Source organism: Pseudomonas sp. PDM09, assembly GCF_014852305.1.
Lineage (GTDB): Bacteria > Pseudomonadota > Gammaproteobacteria > Pseudomonadales > Pseudomonadaceae > Aquipseudomonas.
The window spans coordinates 254105-268575 of record NZ_JACVBI010000008.1 but is presented as its reverse complement, the minus strand read 5'-3'; the positions used below and the strand labels follow the sequence as shown (position 1 = coordinate 268575).

At 58.8% G+C, this 14471-nt stretch carries 16 protein-coding genes; 2 read left to right on the top strand and 14 right to left on the bottom strand.

What is annotated here, in order from left to right:
* Positions 1 to 11: 11 nt before the first annotated feature.
* The 3 genes from IB250_RS20520 to IB250_RS20510 are packed head-to-tail and all read right to left on the bottom strand — an operon-like array spanning position 12 to position 1635.
* Positions 12 to 719 (bottom strand): PilW family protein, encoded by a 708-nt coding sequence (locus IB250_RS20520; protein WP_192345393.1) that lies wholly within the window; start codon positions 717 to 719, stop codon positions 12 to 14.
* Complete coding sequence (pilV, locus tag IB250_RS20515) at positions 716 to 1165, bottom strand: type IV pilus modification protein PilV (RefSeq protein WP_192345392.1); 450 nt, start codon at positions 1163 to 1165, stop codon at positions 716 to 718. The genes IB250_RS20520 and pilV overlap by 4 nt, the downstream gene beginning before the upstream one ends.
* The gene (locus IB250_RS20510) at positions 1162 to 1635 is read right to left on the bottom strand and encodes a GspH/FimT family pseudopilin (RefSeq protein ID WP_123497111.1); all 474 of its coding nucleotides are present in this window, start codon (positions 1633 to 1635) and stop codon (positions 1162 to 1164) included. Before IB250_RS20510 ends, pilV begins: the two co-directional genes overlap by 4 nt.
* Positions 1636 to 1766: 131 nt before the next feature.
* Between IB250_RS20510 and IB250_RS20505 the strand changes: the two genes are divergently transcribed.
* On the top strand, positions 1767 to 2315 hold the full coding sequence (locus IB250_RS20505) for a GspH/FimT family pseudopilin (RefSeq protein ID WP_192345391.1): 549 nt from the start codon (positions 1767 to 1769) through the stop codon (positions 2313 to 2315).
* On the opposite strand, the gene ispH is transcribed toward IB250_RS20505, so the two are convergent.
* From ispH to murJ, 6 genes are all read right to left on the bottom strand, one after another.
* Complete coding sequence (ispH, locus tag IB250_RS20500) at positions 2292 to 3239, bottom strand: 4-hydroxy-3-methylbut-2-enyl diphosphate reductase (RefSeq protein WP_007901894.1); 948 nt, start codon at positions 3237 to 3239, stop codon at positions 2292 to 2294. The two genes, IB250_RS20505 and ispH, sit on opposite strands and share 24 nt — an antisense overlap.
* 191 nt (positions 3240 to 3430) lie before the next feature.
* The gene (gene fkpB, locus IB250_RS20495) at positions 3431 to 3868 is read right to left on the bottom strand and encodes an FKBP-type peptidyl-prolyl cis-trans isomerase (protein WP_177318839.1); all 438 of its coding nucleotides are present in this window, start codon (positions 3866 to 3868) and stop codon (positions 3431 to 3433) included.
* Positions 3869 to 3875: 7 nt separating this feature from the next.
* Positions 3876 to 4388 carry a signal peptidase II gene (gene lspA, locus IB250_RS20490; RefSeq protein ID WP_007901890.1) on the bottom strand — a complete coding sequence of 171 codons (513 nt, stop codon included), beginning with the start codon at positions 4386 to 4388 and terminating at the stop codon, positions 3876 to 3878.
* Entirely contained in the window at positions 4381 to 7212 is a 2832-nt protein-coding gene (gene ileS / locus IB250_RS20485) for an isoleucine--tRNA ligase (RefSeq protein WP_192345390.1), read from the bottom strand. Before ileS ends, lspA begins: the two co-directional genes overlap by 8 nt.
* On the bottom strand, positions 7213 to 8163 hold the full coding sequence (ribF, locus tag IB250_RS20480; protein WP_192345389.1) for a bifunctional riboflavin kinase/FAD synthetase: 951 nt from the start codon (positions 8161 to 8163) through the stop codon (positions 7213 to 7215). It lies immediately after the preceding gene.
* A gap of 129 nt (positions 8164 to 8292) precedes the next feature.
* The gene (gene murJ, locus IB250_RS20475; RefSeq protein ID WP_192345388.1) at positions 8293 to 9831 is read right to left on the bottom strand and encodes a murein biosynthesis integral membrane protein MurJ; all 1539 of its coding nucleotides are present in this window, start codon (positions 9829 to 9831) and stop codon (positions 8293 to 8295) included.
* 387 nt (positions 9832 to 10218) lie between these two features.
* Between murJ and rpsT the strand changes: the two genes are divergently transcribed.
* Positions 10219 to 10497 carry a 30S ribosomal protein S20 gene (gene rpsT / locus IB250_RS20470; protein WP_007901883.1) on the top strand — a complete coding sequence of 93 codons (279 nt, stop codon included), beginning with the start codon at positions 10219 to 10221 and terminating at the stop codon, positions 10495 to 10497.
* Between the two features lie 184 nt (positions 10498 to 10681).
* Here rpsT and IB250_RS20465 read toward each other — a convergent pair whose 3' ends face one another.
* The 5 genes from IB250_RS20465 to rplU form a co-directional block, all read right to left on the bottom strand.
* Positions 10682 to 11146 (bottom strand): CreA family protein, encoded by a 465-nt coding sequence (locus tag IB250_RS20465; RefSeq protein ID WP_063342478.1) that lies wholly within the window; start codon positions 11144 to 11146, stop codon positions 10682 to 10684.
* A 12-nt stretch (positions 11147 to 11158) separates the two neighbouring features.
* The gene (proB, locus tag IB250_RS20460) at positions 11159 to 12277 is read right to left on the bottom strand and encodes a glutamate 5-kinase (RefSeq protein WP_032830120.1); all 1119 of its coding nucleotides are present in this window, start codon (positions 12275 to 12277) and stop codon (positions 11159 to 11161) included.
* Between the two features lie 123 nt (positions 12278 to 12400).
* Positions 12401 to 13624 (bottom strand): Obg family GTPase CgtA, encoded by a 1224-nt coding sequence (cgtA, locus tag IB250_RS20455; protein WP_192345387.1) that lies wholly within the window; start codon positions 13622 to 13624, stop codon positions 12401 to 12403.
* Between the two features lie 193 nt (positions 13625 to 13817).
* Entirely contained in the window at positions 13818 to 14093 is a 276-nt protein-coding gene (gene rpmA, locus IB250_RS20450; RefSeq protein ID WP_007901871.1) for a 50S ribosomal protein L27, read from the bottom strand.
* 35 nt (positions 14094 to 14128) lie between these two features.
* On the bottom strand, positions 14129 to 14443 hold the full coding sequence (gene rplU, locus IB250_RS20445) for a 50S ribosomal protein L21 (protein ID WP_007901869.1): 315 nt from the start codon (positions 14441 to 14443) through the stop codon (positions 14129 to 14131).
* Positions 14444 to 14471 lie beyond the last annotated feature (28 nt).

Genomic DNA, 14471 nt, shown 5'->3' with positions numbered 1-14471 from the left:
CGGCCCTCCCTTCATGGCAACCGATTGCGCAGAGCGACAACCACGTTATAAGTTTGATTGCGCACCCGTTTGTTCGGGTCCGTGAGGGTTAATGTCAGGCGCACACTACGAATCGACGTCATATCGGGCGGGTTGCTGCTGTAACTTAAGTTTGCAGCCGAACCGACGACACCGAAGCTCACATCGAAGGCACTGACATTGTTCACCAACACCTGCTGCACCGGCGTACCAGTGCCGACCCCCATTAGCAGTTGATTGTTGCTAAAGCTGTAAATCAGCCGTCGGATCGGAAATGCTATCTGCCCCGCGGCAGGGGGCCGAGCCCCCCTGTAAGCGGTGCCAGTGCCGGTGATGCTGGGTCCACATTCCACCGTCCAGGTCGGCGCCCCACCACTACCGCCGACATCCGCCGTCACCAGGGTCAATTTCTGGTTGGCGTTGTCCCAACTGATCGCTGATTCGCCGCCAAGGAAGACACTGCCCGAAATTTCATCGTTGATCGTCTCAAGGCAACCGAACATGCCGACCATGCGGATTTCCTGAATCATCTTGCTCAAGACGAACCGTGCATCTTCCTGCATGCCGGCGGCGGTATTCTGGCTGACGTAGGTATTTTTAGCCGCGATGAAAATCTGCGCCACCCCCAGAACCACGACCAGGCTCAATGCCAGGGCGATCAGTAACTCGATCAGGCCGAAACCTTTGCTGGCTCTGATCATGGTGTCGTCGCCGGATCAACGGTGGCGCGACTGGTGAGGACGAAACTGCGGCGCGAGTCGGCGGTATTGGCGGCCCGTGAGTCGTCCCAGGTAATGGTGATGGTGTATACCCGTTGGTTTCGGGTAATGCTGCCGGTCGCCGTGGCGCCGCCGAAATTGACGATGTTGCTGGCGAAGTCGTAAAGGTCCTGATCCCGGGCCACGCTCAGGTTGCCCGAGGTCGGTGGCGTGACGGTGTAATCCTCGCCGGAGTTGGCGCGAATGCGGTCCATCATGTCGTAGGCGATAAAACTCGCCTGACTGGTCATCCGCGAGCTGTCGGTGTACTTCAGCGCATTGAGCTGAATCGCCGCCGCGCCCAACAACCCCACGGCCAGAACCAACAACGCGACCAGTACCTCGATCAGCGTCATGCCCTCCTGTGCGCGCTTGCTCCAACCCCTCATCCGCAACTTCCACCCAATAGAATTCGTCCGTTCAAACACACATTCAGCGTCCTGCTCTGTGCCCCCAGTACATAACTGATCACAACGGCCGTGGACGGCGCCGACAAACCACCCAGATTGTTGAAATCAATAGCGGTCACTCCTGAGGTTAGCGTCAGAGTTGCACCACTGCTCATCGCTGGAACAACCCGCAATACATTGGCCGGATTGCCGGTACCGTCATAAACGGTCAGATCGCCGGTCCAGACACTGCCGCCGGCTGTCGGGCGAACCCGGGTGGTAATGCCCCGGTCGATCGCCTCAAGCCGGGCGAAATTGAGCGCGCGTTGCAGGTCGCCGATCTCGGTGTCGGCCTTGGTGCTTTGCACCGAGCGGGTAAACGCCGGAACGGCCAGGCTGATCAGAATCAGAAACACGGCGAGCGTGATCAGCAGCTCGATCAGCGTGAAACCTTTTGTACGATGATCCATCGGTGCGCTCCGTTGCCGTCGGCTATACCTGCTTCTACACGCTAGAACATTCGACCGGCAGATGTACGGTTGTTTTGCCATTACTCGCGCAGGGATCGCGCGGGCCGCAGCACTCCAGGGAAGGAGATAACATGCATCAGCAAGGTTTCAGCCTGATCGAACTGCTCATGGGACTGACAATTGTCGGGATTGTTCTGCAACTGGTCAGCCCGGCGTTCGCGGCACTGACAGAATCGAACCATCGAGAGCAGGCGGCGCAGTCGATTGTCAGTGGTATGCGTAATGCCAGAACCGCGGCTATCACACGCAATCAGAGTGTGGTGATACACGGAATCAACGGCGACTGGGGCCAGGGTTGGCGGATTATTCTGGATGTCAGCGGTAAAGGCCCGGAGGACAGCAGCAATCCGCTGTTGGTCGAGCAACAGAGCGACGCTCGAGTGCCAATTGTCGGCAATCGGCCGGTCAAGAATTTCGTACAGTTCAGCAGCCTGGGCGAACCGCAGTTGCCCAGCGGTGCCTTTCAAGCGGGGACGGTACATATTTGCGCCAGCCGCAAACCGGTCAGCCTGCACCAGGTGGTGCTGTCCCGGACCGGACGCGTCAGCCTGCGCAGCGATAAGACTGAACAGGCGCTGTGCACGGGAGGAGAAGATTCAGAGCAGGGAGCGGACGCGTAGCTCTTTAGGCATCGAGAACGTGATGTTCTCCTCACGCCCGGCCAACTCATCGGCCCCGGTGGCCCCCCAAGCCTGCAACTGCTGGATCACGCCGCGCACCAATACTTCCGGAGCGGAGGCACCAGCGGTGATGCCAATCCGCTCGACACCGTCGAACCAGCTCTTTTGCAGGTCTTCGGCGCCGTCGATCAGATAGGCCGGGGTGGCCATGCGTTCAGCCAGCTCACGCAGACGATTGGAGTTGGAGCTATTCGGGCTGCCGACCACCAGCACCACGTCGCACTCGTCCGCCAGTTGCTTGACGGCGTCCTGACGGTTTTGCGTGGCGTAGCAGATATCGTCCTTGCGCGGGCCGCCGATCGCAGGGAATCGAGTACGCAGGGCGTCGATCACGCGACTGGTATCGTCCATGGACAGGGTGGTCTGGGTGACGAACGCCAGTCTTTCAGGGTTATTTACCTGCAGCTCGGCGACATCTTTCTCGTCCTCGACCAGATAGATCGCGCCGCCATTGCTGCCATCGTACTGACCCATGGTGCCTTCGACTTCCGGGTGACCGGCGTGGCCGATGAGGATGCATTCACGGCCGTCGCGGCTGTAACGCGCGACTTCGATGTGTACCTTGGTCACCAGCGGGCAGGTAGCGTCGAACACTTTCAGGCCACGGCCTGCGGCTTCGGTACGCACGGCCTGGGAAACGCCATGGGCGCTGAAGATCACGATCACGTCATCCGGTACCTGATCCAGCTCTTCAACGAAGATCGCCCCACGGGCGCGCAGGTCTTCGACGACGAATTTGTTGTGGACCACTTCGTGGCGCACGTAGATCGGCGGCCCGAAGACTTCCAGGGCGCGGTTGACGATTTCGATCGCCCGGTCCACACCGGCGCAGAAGCCACGGGGGTTGGCGAGTTTGATTTGCATGCTGTGCCTCGTGTCTTGCGCGCAAGAAATAGTAATGCCACCTGTCATTCGAACACCGGGCTCGAAAACAGTGAAATCTTAATGTGGGAGCGGGCTTGCTCGCGAAAGCGGTGTGTCAGTCGACATTGATGTTACATGTGATGACGCTTTCGCGAGCGAGCCCGCTCCCACATTGGACCGAGTTCAGTCAGTTACAGCGCTTTGACGTTGATGATCTCGACGTCAAAGGTCAAGGTTTTACCGGCCAGCGGGTGGTTGAAGTCGATGGTCACCTGAGCGTCATCGAATTCTTTCACCACACCGGGCAACTCAGTATTGGCCGCATCGTTGAAGATCACCAGCAAGCCAGGCGACAGTTCCATATCCTTGAACTGCGAGCGCGGGATGATCTGTACGTTTTGCGGGTTCGGCTGACCAAAGGCGTTTTCCGGCTCAATGGTCAGGGTGCGTTTGTCGCCGGCCTTGAAGCCGAACAGCGCGGCTTCGAACCCTGGCAACAGGCTGCCGTCGCCAACCTTGAAGGTCGCCGGGGCTTTGTCGAAGGTACTGTCGACGGTGTCGCCGTTCTCCAGACGCAATGCAAAATGCAAGGTGACTTCCGTGTTCTGGCCAATGCGTTGCTCAGCCAATACCTGTTCAGTCATGAACGGTTTCTCCGGTCTTTTTACTTTTGAACATATCCAGTGCAAGCATCACGGCACCGACAGAAATTGCGCTGTCAGCAAAGTTGAACGCCGGGAAATACCAGCGGTTCTGCCAATGCACCAAAATGAAATCGATCACATGGCCCAAGGCAATGCGGTCATACAAATTGCCCAGCGCGCCACCCAGAACCAGCGCCAGCGCAACCGCCAGCCAGGTTTCGTTGCGCCCCAGGCGCTTGAGCCAGACTACCAGCACCGCACTGACCACGACCGCGATCAGGGCGAACAGCCAGCGCTGCCAACCCGAGCTGTCAGCCAGGAAACTGAACGCCGCGCCAGTGTTGTAGGCCAAGGTCCAGCTGAAGTAGTCGGGGATCACCACGATTTGCTGGTACATGCTCAGCGAGCCTTCGAAGTAGAACTTGCTGGCCTGATCGATGACCAGGACCAGCAAACTCAACCAGAGCCAGCTCAGCCGTCCGAAACGGCCAACGGCATTAGGCATAGTGACGAACCTCGCCAGCGCCGCTGATGTTGTCGACGCAACGACCGCAGATTTCCGGATGCTCCGGGTTCACACCGACGTCTTCACGGCAGTGCCAGCAACGGGCGCACTTGGCATGGCTCGATTTGACCACTTTGAGCTTCAGGCCGCCGACTTCGGTGACCACCGCGTCGGCCGGCGCCTGCACGAACGGTGCAACGGTGGCGGTCGAGGTGATCAATACGAAGCGCAGTTCGTTGCTCAGCTTGGCCAGGTCGGCGCTCAGCGCGTCTTCGGCGAACAGCGTCACTTCGGCTTGCAGGTTGCCACCGACGGCCTTCGCCGCGCGCTGGATTTCCATTTCCTTGTTGACCGCCACCTTCACCGCCATGATCCGCTCCCAGTAGGCGCGGTCCAGTTCGAAGCCTTCCGGCAATTCGGTCAGGCCTTCGTACCAGGTGTTGAGCATCACAGACTCGTTACGCTCGCCCGGCAGGTACTGCCACAGCTCGTCAGCGGTGAACGCCAGGATCGGCGCGATCCAGCGCACCAGTGCTTCGCTGATGTGGTACAGCGCGGTTTGCGCCGAACGACGGGCCTTGCTGTTGGCGCCAGTGGTGTACTGACGGTCCTTGATGATGTCGAGGTAGAAACCGCCCAGCTCCTGCACACAGAAGTTGTGGATCTTGGAGTAGACGTTCCAGAAGCGGTATTCGCCGTAATGCTCTTGCAGCTCGCGTTGCAGCAGCAGGGTGCGATCCACGGCCCAACGGTCCAGCGCCAGCATTTCTTCGGCCGGCAGGATGTCGGTGGCCGGGTTGAAACCGGTGAGGTTGGAAAGCAGGAAGCGCGCGGTGTTACGGATCCGCCGGTAAGCGTCTGCACTGCGTTGCAGGATCTGCTCGGAAACCGCCATTTCACCCGAATAGTCGGTAGAAGCGACCCACAGACGCATGATGTCGGCGCCCAGGGTGTCGTTGACCTTCTGCGGCGCGATCACGTTGCCCAAAGACTTGGACATTTTGCGGCCGGACTCGTCGACGGTGAAACCATGGGTCAGCAGCTCGCGGTATGGGGCGTGGTCGTCGATGGCACAACCGGTCAGCAATGACGAATGGAACCAGCCGCGGTGTTGGTCCGAACCTTCCAGGTACAGGTCGGCACGTGGACCGGTCTCGTGGCCCATCGAATGCGAGCCGCGCAGGACGTGCCAGTGCGTGGTGCCCGAGTCGAACCAGACGTCCAGGGTGTCGCTGATCTTGTCGTACAGCGGAGCTTCTTCACCGAGCAACTCGGCGGCGTCCATCTTGAACCAGGCTTCGATGCCTTCGACTTCGACGCGCTGGGCGACAATTTCCATCAGTTCGACAGTGCGTGGGTGCAGCTCGCCGCTTTCCTTGTTCAGGAAGAACGGGATCGGCACGCCCCAGTTGCGCTGACGGGAGATGCACCAGTCAGGACGGTTGGCGATCATCGAGTGCAGGCGCGCCTGGCCCCAGGCCGGAACGAATTTTGTCTCTTCGATGGCTTTGATCGCCCGCTTGCGCAGGGTTTCGCCGGTCGCAGGCTCTTTGTCCATGCCGATGAACCACTGCGCGGTGGCGCGGTAGATCAGCGGGGTCTTGTGACGCCAGCAGTGCATGTAGCTGTGTTCGATGATGCTGGTGTGCAGCAGCGCACCGACTTCGGTCAACTTGTCGACGATGGCCGGGTTGGCCTTCCAGATGAACTGGCCGCCGAAGAACTCCAGCGATGTCGCGTACACGCCGTTGCTTTGCACCGGATTGAGGATGTCGTCGTTGACCATGCCATAGGCTTTGCAGGTCACGAAGTCGTCTACGCCATAGGCTGGCGAGGAGTGAACCACACCGGTACCCGCGCCCAGTTCGACGTATTCGGCCAGGTAAACCGGCGACAGACGATCGTAGAACGGGTGACGGAAGTTGATCAGTTCCAGTTCTTTACCGGTGGTGGTCGCAATGACCGAACCTTCCCGGCTGTAGCGGGCAAGGCACGACTCGACCAGCTCTTCAGCCAGCACCAGCAGTTTGTCGCCGACGTCGACCAGTGCGTAGTTGAACTCAGGGTGAACGTTCAACGCCTGGTTGGCCGGGATGGTCCACGGGGTGGTGGTCCAGATCACGATCGAGGCGGGTTTGCCCAACGACGGCAGACCGAACGCGGCAGCCAGTTTGGCTTCGTCGGCGATCGGGAAGGCCACGTCGATGGTCGCGGATTTTTTGTTCTCGTACTCGACTTCCGCTTCAGCCAGGGCCGAACCGCAGTCAAAGCACCAGTTCACAGGCTTCAGGCCCTTGAACACGAAACCACCCTTGACGATTTCCGCCAGGGCGCGGATTTCACCGGCCTCGTTTTTGAAGTCCATGGTCTTGTACGGGTTGGCGAAGTCGCCCAACACGCCCAGACGGATGAATTCGGACTTCTGGCCTTCGATCTGCTCGGTGGCGTAGGCACGGCACAGTTCGCGGGTCTTGTCCGCGCCCAGGTTCTTGCCGTGGGTCACTTCGACTTTGTGCTCGATCGGCAGACCGTGGCAGTCCCAGCCCGGCACATAAGGCGCGTCGAAACCCGACAGGGTTTTCGAGCGGATGATCATGTCCTTGAGAATCTTGTTCAGCGCATGACCGATGTGAATCGTGCCGTTGGCGTACGGAGGACCGTCGTGAAGTACGAACTTCGGACGATCCTTGCCAATCTCGCGCAACTTACCGTACAGGCCAATGCTGTCCCAGCGCTGCAGAATCTGCGGTTCGCGCTGAGGCAGGCCGGCCTTCATTGGGAAGGCGGTGTCCGGAAGGTTTAGCGTGGCTTTATAGTCGGTCATTTAAGGCTCTTCATTAGCGATTGGCGCTAGGTGCGACAGGGCACGGGCGGCGGCGACATCCGCATTGATCGCCGTCTTAAGCGCCTCCAGAGAGGCGAAACGCTGCTCTTCACGCAGCTTGTGGTGGAAAACCACCGTCAAACGCCGGTCATACAGATCGCCGGCAAAATCTAAAAGGTGTACTTCGAGATGGGCTTTGCCATCCCCTTCGACCGTTGGCCGCACGCCGATATTGGCGACGCCCGGCCAGGTCTTGCCGTCGATGTCGACGTTGACCAGATAAACCCCGGACAGCGGCACACGACGACGCTTGAGTTGTATGTTGGCGGTCGGCGTACCGAGCTGGCGCGCCAGCTTCTGGCCATGCAGGACCCGCCCGGCAATCCGGTACGGACGACCGAGCAGCCGCTCGGCCAAGGCAAAATCGGCAGCTGCCAGGGCGTTACGCACCTGAGTGCTGCTGACACGAATGCCGTCCAGCACAACGGTCTGCGCCGCTTCGACGGTAAACCCCTGAAGGACGCCAGCCTGTTGCAGGAAATCGAAATCCCCTAGCCGGTCGCAGCCGAAACGGAAATCGTCACCGACCTCCAGATGCTGCACGCCGAGGCCGTCCACCAGAATAGTATCGACGAATTCGCTGGCGCTGAGTTTGCTCAGGCGCTGATTGAACGCCAGGCACAGCACCCGGTCGACACCTTCCAGGGCCAGCAGCTGCAGTTTGTCCCGCAGACGGGCCAGACGGGCCGGGGCGGTGTCCGGGGCGAAGAATTCTCGCGGCTGCGGCTCAAAAATCACCACGCAGCTGGGCACGCCCAACTCGAGCGCACGCTCACGCAGCCGGGCCAGGATAGCCTGGTGACCACGGTGAACACCGTCAAAGTTGCCAATAGTGGCGACACAGCCCCGATGCTGGGGGCGCAAGTTGTGGAGGCCTCGAACCAGCTGCATAACGCGCTTCTTGCTCATAAAGTGGTCGATTATAACCACACCCGGCGGCCGACGACAGGCAACACCGTAACCCAAAGTGATCGAGCCGACAAAACCGCCGGCCCGCCCGTGCTTATCGAGACAAAAGCCTCAGTTCAAGGCCTTGCGATTGAAGTCGCGCAAACGGAAGCCCATCAACAGCAACATGCCGAAATAGACCACCACGCCGGCGATCACCAATGCGCCCAGTCGCAGCAAACGCTCCAGCATATGCCCTTGCGCCCAAGCCGGCATGAAGTGCATTGCGCCCAGCAATACCGCGGACATCACCGCAACCGCCACCAACAATTTGAGCCCGAACTTCGCCCAGCCCGGTTGCGGCTGATACATCTGCTGCTTGCGCAGCTGATAGAACAACAGCCCGGCGTTGATGCAGGCGCCCGCACTGATGGCCAGGGCCAGACCGGCATGAGCCAGCGGACCGATCAGCACCAGGTTGAATAGCTGAGTGACGATCAGGGTGAAAATCGCGATTTTTACCGGAGTGCGGATGTTTTGTTGCGCATAAAAGCCTGGCGCCAGCACTTTGATCACGATAATCCCCAGCAAGCCGACGGAATAAGCAATCAACGCGCGCTGGGTCATGGTCGCATCGAAAGCGCTGAATTGGCCGTACTGGAACAACGAAACCGTCAGCGGCTCAGCCAGAATCCCCAGCGCCAGGGCGCACGGTAATACCAGCATGAAGCACAGGCGCAGCCCCCAATCGAGGATCCGCGAGTATTCGTGGCGATCCTGACTGGCATAGGTCCTGGCCAGGGTCGGCAGCAGAATCGTGCCCAGTGCCACACCGAGCACACCGGATGGCAATTCCATCAGGCGATCGGCGTAATACATCCAGGACACGGAACCGGCCACCAGAAACGAAGCAAATATGGTGTTGATAATCAGCGAAATCTGGCTCACCGAAACGCCGATGATCGCTGGCAGCATCTGCTTCATGACCCGCCAGACACCGCTATCGCGCAGACTCAGGCGCGGCAGCACCAACATGCCGATCTTCTTCAAGTGCGGCAGTTGAAACAGCAACTGAGCCAGACCACCTACCAGAACGGCCCAGCCCAGCGCCATGACCGGCGGATCGAAATACGGCGTCAGGAACACCGCAAAGATGATCATGCTGACATTGAGCAGGGTCGGCACGAAGGCTGGCACCGAGAAGCGGTTCCAGGTATTGAGGATCGCGCCGGCCAATGAAGACAGGGAGATCAGCAATATATAAGGGAAAGTGACCCGCAGCAGATCGGTGGTCAGGTCGAATTTTTCCGGGGTCGTGACGAAACCCGGTGCCGTGGCCCAGATGACCCAAGGCGCGGCGAGCATGCCCAACGCGGTGACCAACGCCAGCACCAGCGTCAGCAGGCCCGAGACGTAGGCAATGAAGGTTCGCGTCGCCTCCTCGCCCTTCTGGCTTTTATATTCGGCGAGAATCGGCACGAACGCCTGGGAAAATGCTCCCTCGGCGAAGATCCGCCGCAGCAGATTGGGCAGTTTGAAGGCGATAAAGAAGGCGTCGGTCGCCATTCCCGCACCAAATGCACGAGCGATAAGGGTATCGCGAACAAACCCCAACACCCGGGAAAGCATCGTGATAGAGCTGACAGCGGCCAACGATTTGAGCAGATTCATTGAAAGAGTTTTTGCCTGTCGATAAACAGCAGGCGAACAACGCGCCCACTTATGCGATACTCCGCGCCGCAACAGCACAGAGCCAAAGCTCGCGAGTTTACAGGTCGCACGCCGGAAAGGAATATCCAGCTCACCGCCCCCTTGAAAACGTAGCGAGCGAAGGCAAGACAAGGCGAAAGCAGGCGAGAAAGCGGAGTTGACTTTAGTCAATGAGCATTTCGAGTCTGCTTTCAACGCTGTATTGCCGAGCGCAGTAGTTTTCATGGGGTCGGAACCGGCCACTTAGCGGAACGTCTCTCCCGCCCTTGACAAGCCATCAACTCATCGGCATGATTCGCGGCCTATTTTGTTTGCTATTTCCTAAAAAGTCTTTCGAGGAGCTCGACGGTGGCCAACACACCTTCCGCCAAAAAACGTGCAAAACAGGCTGAGAAGCGTCGCAGCCACAACGCCAGCCTGCGTTCCATGGTTCGTACCTACATCAAGAATGTAGTTAAGGCCATCGACGCAAAAGACGCTGCCAAAGCTCAAGCTGCTTACGTTCTGGCTGTGCCAGTTATCGACCGTATGGCCGATAAAGGCATCATCCACAAGAACAAAGCTGCTCGTCATAAGAGCCGCCTGAATGGCCACGTAAAGGCCCTGAACGTTGCCGCTGCTGCCTAAGCGACACGCTCATTAAAAAACCGACCTCTGGGTCGGTTTTTTATTGCCTGCGATTTGGCAAACACCACGCAAAAAAATGTGGGAGCGGGCTTGCTCGCGAAGGCGGCGTAACAGTCAACATAGATGCTGAATGTCAACCAGTCTTCGCGAGCAAGCCCGCTCCCACATTTTGATCTTTGCTAGCTTATTGAGCGTGTGCCCACGGCAAAATCGGAATCGCCGTCACCGCATTCTGCGGGCTGCCTTCGATCAAACGATCGCTATAAACCAGGTACACCAGCGTATTGCGCTTCTTGTCGAGGAATCGCACCACTTGCATGGTCTTGAACACCAGGGACGTGCGCTCCTTGAACACCTCCTCGCCATCCTTGAGCTCACCCTTGAAGTTGATCGGCCCGACTTGACGACACGCAATAGATGCTTCTGCGCGATCCTCGGCCAGACCCAACCCACCCTTTACGCCGCCGGTCTTGGCGCGCGACAGGTAGCAGGTCACGCCCTCCACTTTCGGATCATCAAACGCCTCGACAACGATACGGTCGTTCGGACCGACGAACTTGAACACCGTCGACACCTGGCCAATTTCATCGGCCGAGGCCAACAACGGCATCGCCAACAACAAGCCCAATAATCCTTTTGCCACACGCATTCAGGTATTCCTTCAGACCAGAATCAGGTTATCGCGGTGAACCAGTTCCGGTTCCGCCATGTAACCCAGCAGACCGACAATCGCCTCAGACGACTGACCGATGATTTTTTGTGCTTCCAGAGCACTGTAGTTAGCCAAGCCACGGGCGATTTCACGACCGTCCGGCGCCACGCAGACCACCATTTCGCCACGACGGAAACTGCCCTGGACCAGTTTGACGCCCACCGGCAGCAAACTTTTGTTGCCCTGGGACAACGCCGTCACCGCCCCCGCATCCAGCACCAGCGTGCCGCGGGTTTGCAGATGCCCGGCCAGCCACTGCTTGCGCGCCGCCAGCATGCCACGCTCAGGTGACAACAAGGTGCCGATGCGCTCGCCCGCCTTGAGACGATCCAGCACGCGATCAATGCGCCCACCGACGATGATGGTGTGCGCACCGGAACGCGCCGCCAGACGCGCAGCGCGCAACTTGGTCTGCATACCGCCACGACCCAGCGCACCGCCCGTGCTGCCAGCCACCGCATCCAGCGCCGGATCATCGGCACGCGCCTCGTAAATCAGCTTGGCGTCGGGATTGTTGCGCGGATCGGCGTCGAACATGCCGTCGCGATCAGTTAGGATCACCAACAAATCGGCTTCGACCAGATTCGCCACCAACGCCGCCAACGTGTCGTTGTCGCCGAAACGGATTTCGTCAGTAACCACGGTGTCGTTCTCGTTGATCACCGGGATCACCTTGAGCTCGACCAGTGCGCGCAGCGTACTGCGAGCGTTCAGGTAGCGCTTGCGGTCGGACAAATCGTCGTGAGTCAGGAGAATTTGCGCAGTATGCCGGCCATGCTCGGCAAAGCTCGACTCCCAGGCTTGCACCAACCCCATCTGACCGATGGCGGCAGCGGCCTGCAACTCGTGCATTGCACTGGGTCGTACAGTCCAGCCCAAACGGCTCATGCCCGCCGCCACTGCCCCGGAGGACACCAGCACCAGCTCAACACCCGCCTCGTGCAGGGCAACCATCTGCTCAACCCAGACACCCATTGCCGCGCGATCCAGGCCTTTGCCGTCCGCCGTCAGCAAAGCGCTGCCGATCTTCACGACCCAACGCTGCGCACCTGTCACCTTGCTCCGCATCATCTTCAACCTTAGCTTGAGGACAGCACGACCCAGCGCTGCCCGTAACGTTATTCGTGACTACCGATTTCCAGATACTAAAACGCCGCTCCAGTGAGCGGCGCTTAAGTTTATCGCAACGAATCAGTCACGCACGTAAATGATTTCCGGACCGTCTTCGTCATCCACATCTTCTTCGTCCCAATCGTCGTCACCGATGTCATGGACCGACTTCACGCCACTGCGACGCAGGGCACGCTGATCGTCCAGCGCCTGCAACTGCGCGCGCGCTTCATCTTCGATGCGCTGATCGAGCTCGGCCAGCTCTTCCTTGTAGGCCGGGTCATTAGCCAGACGATCGGCACGATCTTCCAGGTAACGCATGATGTCATGGCAAAGACGCTCGGTGCCTTGCTTGGCGATCGCAGAGATCACGTAGACCGGACCGGTCCACTCCAGACGATCAACGATTTCCTTGACGCGAGCGTCGTGCTCTTCCTCAAGGATCTGGTCGCATTTGTTCAGCACCAGCCAGCGATCACGCTCAGCCAGGGACGGGCTGAACTTGGTCAGCTCGCTGACAATCACTTCAGCGGCATCCGGAACACTGGTGTCATCCAGCGGCGCCATGTCGACGAGGTGCAGCAGCAGACGAGTACGCGACAAGTGCTTGAGGAAACGAATCCCCAGGCCTGCGCCGTCGGAAGCACCTTCGATAAGGCCAGGAATGTCCGCCACCACAAAGCTCTTCCAGCGATCGACACTGACAACACCCAGGTTTGGCACCAGAGTGGTGAACGGGTAGTCGGCGACTTTCGGCTTGGCGGCCGATACCGAGCGAATAAAGGTACTTTTGCCGGCGTTCGGCAAACCGAGCAGACCGACGTCCGCCAACACCTTCATTTCCAGTTTCAGGTCGCGCTGCTCACCCGGCTTGCCCGGCGTGGTCTGGCGCGGCGCCCGGTTGGTGCTGGATTTGAAACGAGTGTTACCCAGACCGTGCCAGCCGCCGTGAGCCACCAGCAGGCGCTGGCCGGCCTTGGTCAGGTCGCCGATCACTTCCTGAGTCGCGGAATCGATGACAGTAGTGCCGACCGGAACGCGCAGCACCAGTTCCTCACCTTTCTTGCCGGTGCAGTCAGTGCTGCCGCCGTTGGAACCGCGCTCGGCATCGAAGTGCCGGGTGTAACGGTAGTCCACCAGGGTGTTGAGGTTTTCGTCGGCGACCATGTAGACCGAGCCGCCATCACCACCGTCACCGCCGTTCGGGCCGCCGTTTTCAATGAATTTTTCGCGACGGAAGCTCATGCAACCGTTACCGCCGTCCCCGGCCTTTACTCGAATCGATACTTCATCAACAAACTTCATAACAAAACGCCTCTCGCCATACGGACGAGCCGAAAAAACCTAGACATAAGACTCTTGCAAAAATGAGCGCAGCGACCTCAATCAACGACCGCCAATACAGCGCTGGAGCCCATCACAAACAGCTTTGCAAGAGACTCACCCCACAAACGAAAAAGCCCCGTCGCAAGACAGGGCTTTTCCAGCAACTACGTAATTATGCCGCGACGACGTCAGTCTTCGGAACAATGCTTACGTAACGACGACCGAAGGCGCCTTTTACTTCGAACTTGATCACGCCGTCGATTTTAGCGAACAGAGTGTGATCTTTGCCCATGCCAACGCCGTAGCCAGCGTGGAATTGGGTGCCGCGCTGACGCACGATGATGTTGCCCGGAATGATAACCTGGCCGCCATACATCTTCACGCCAAGGCGTTTGGCTTCTGAGTCGCGACCGTTACGGGTACTACCACCAGCTTTTTTGTGTGCCATGAGTTCAATTCTCCTAGTGAGGAATTAGGCTGAAATTAAGCCTGAATACCGGTGATTTTGATCTCGGTGTACCACTGGCGGTGGCCCATACGCTTCATGTGGTGCTTACGGCGACGGAACTTGATGATGCGGACTTTATCGTGACGACCTTGGGAGATCACTTCAGCCACAACGGTAGCGCCAGGAACAACTGGAGCGCCGATATTCACGTCGTCGCCATTGGCAACCAACAGAACGCGATCAAAAGTAACGGATTCGCCAGTAGCGATTTCCAGTTTTTCGATCTTCAGGTATTCACCTGGAGCAACTTTGTACTGCTTGCCACCAGTAACGATTACTGCATAAGACATGGTATTTCTCCGATAATCCTGCTCACCC

Coding starts and splice junctions, on each gene's coding strand:
- IB250_RS20520 (WP_192345393.1), bottom strand. CDS start 719: ATGATCAGAGCCAGCAAAGGTTTCGGCCTGATCGAGTTACTGATCGCC.
- pilV (WP_192345392.1), bottom strand. CDS start 1,165: ATGAGGGGTTGGAGCAAGCGCGCACAGGAGGGCATGACGCTGATCGAG.
- IB250_RS20510 (WP_123497111.1), bottom strand. CDS start 1,635: ATGGATCATCGTACAAAAGGTTTCACGCTGATCGAGCTGCTGATCACG.
- IB250_RS20505 (WP_192345391.1), top strand. CDS start 1,767: ATGCATCAGCAAGGTTTCAGCCTGATCGAACTGCTCATGGGACTGACA.
- ispH (WP_007901894.1), bottom strand. CDS start 3,239: ATGCAAATCAAACTCGCCAACCCCCGTGGCTTCTGCGCCGGTGTGGAC.
- lspA (WP_007901890.1), bottom strand. CDS start 4,388: ATGCCTAATGCCGTTGGCCGTTTCGGACGGCTGAGCTGGCTCTGGTTG.
- ileS (WP_192345390.1), bottom strand. CDS start 7,212: ATGACCGACTATAAAGCCACGCTAAACCTTCCGGACACCGCCTTCCCA.
- ribF (WP_192345389.1), bottom strand. CDS start 8,163: ATGCAGCTGGTTCGAGGCCTCCACAACTTGCGCCCCCAGCATCGGGGC.
- murJ (WP_192345388.1), bottom strand. CDS start 9,831: ATGAATCTGCTCAAATCGTTGGCCGCTGTCAGCTCTATCACGATGCTT.
- IB250_RS20465 (WP_063342478.1), bottom strand. CDS start 11,146: ATGCGTGTGGCAAAAGGATTATTGGGCTTGTTGTTGGCGATGCCGTTG.
- proB (WP_032830120.1), bottom strand. CDS start 12,277: ATGCGGAGCAAGGTGACAGGTGCGCAGCGTTGGGTCGTGAAGATCGGC.
- cgtA (WP_192345387.1), bottom strand. CDS start 13,624: ATGAAGTTTGTTGATGAAGTATCGATTCGAGTAAAGGCCGGGGACGGC.
- rpmA (WP_007901871.1), bottom strand. CDS start 14,093: ATGGCACACAAAAAAGCTGGTGGTAGTACCCGTAACGGTCGCGACTCA.
- rplU (WP_007901869.1), bottom strand. CDS start 14,443: ATGTCTTATGCAGTAATCGTTACTGGTGGCAAGCAGTACAAAGTTGCT.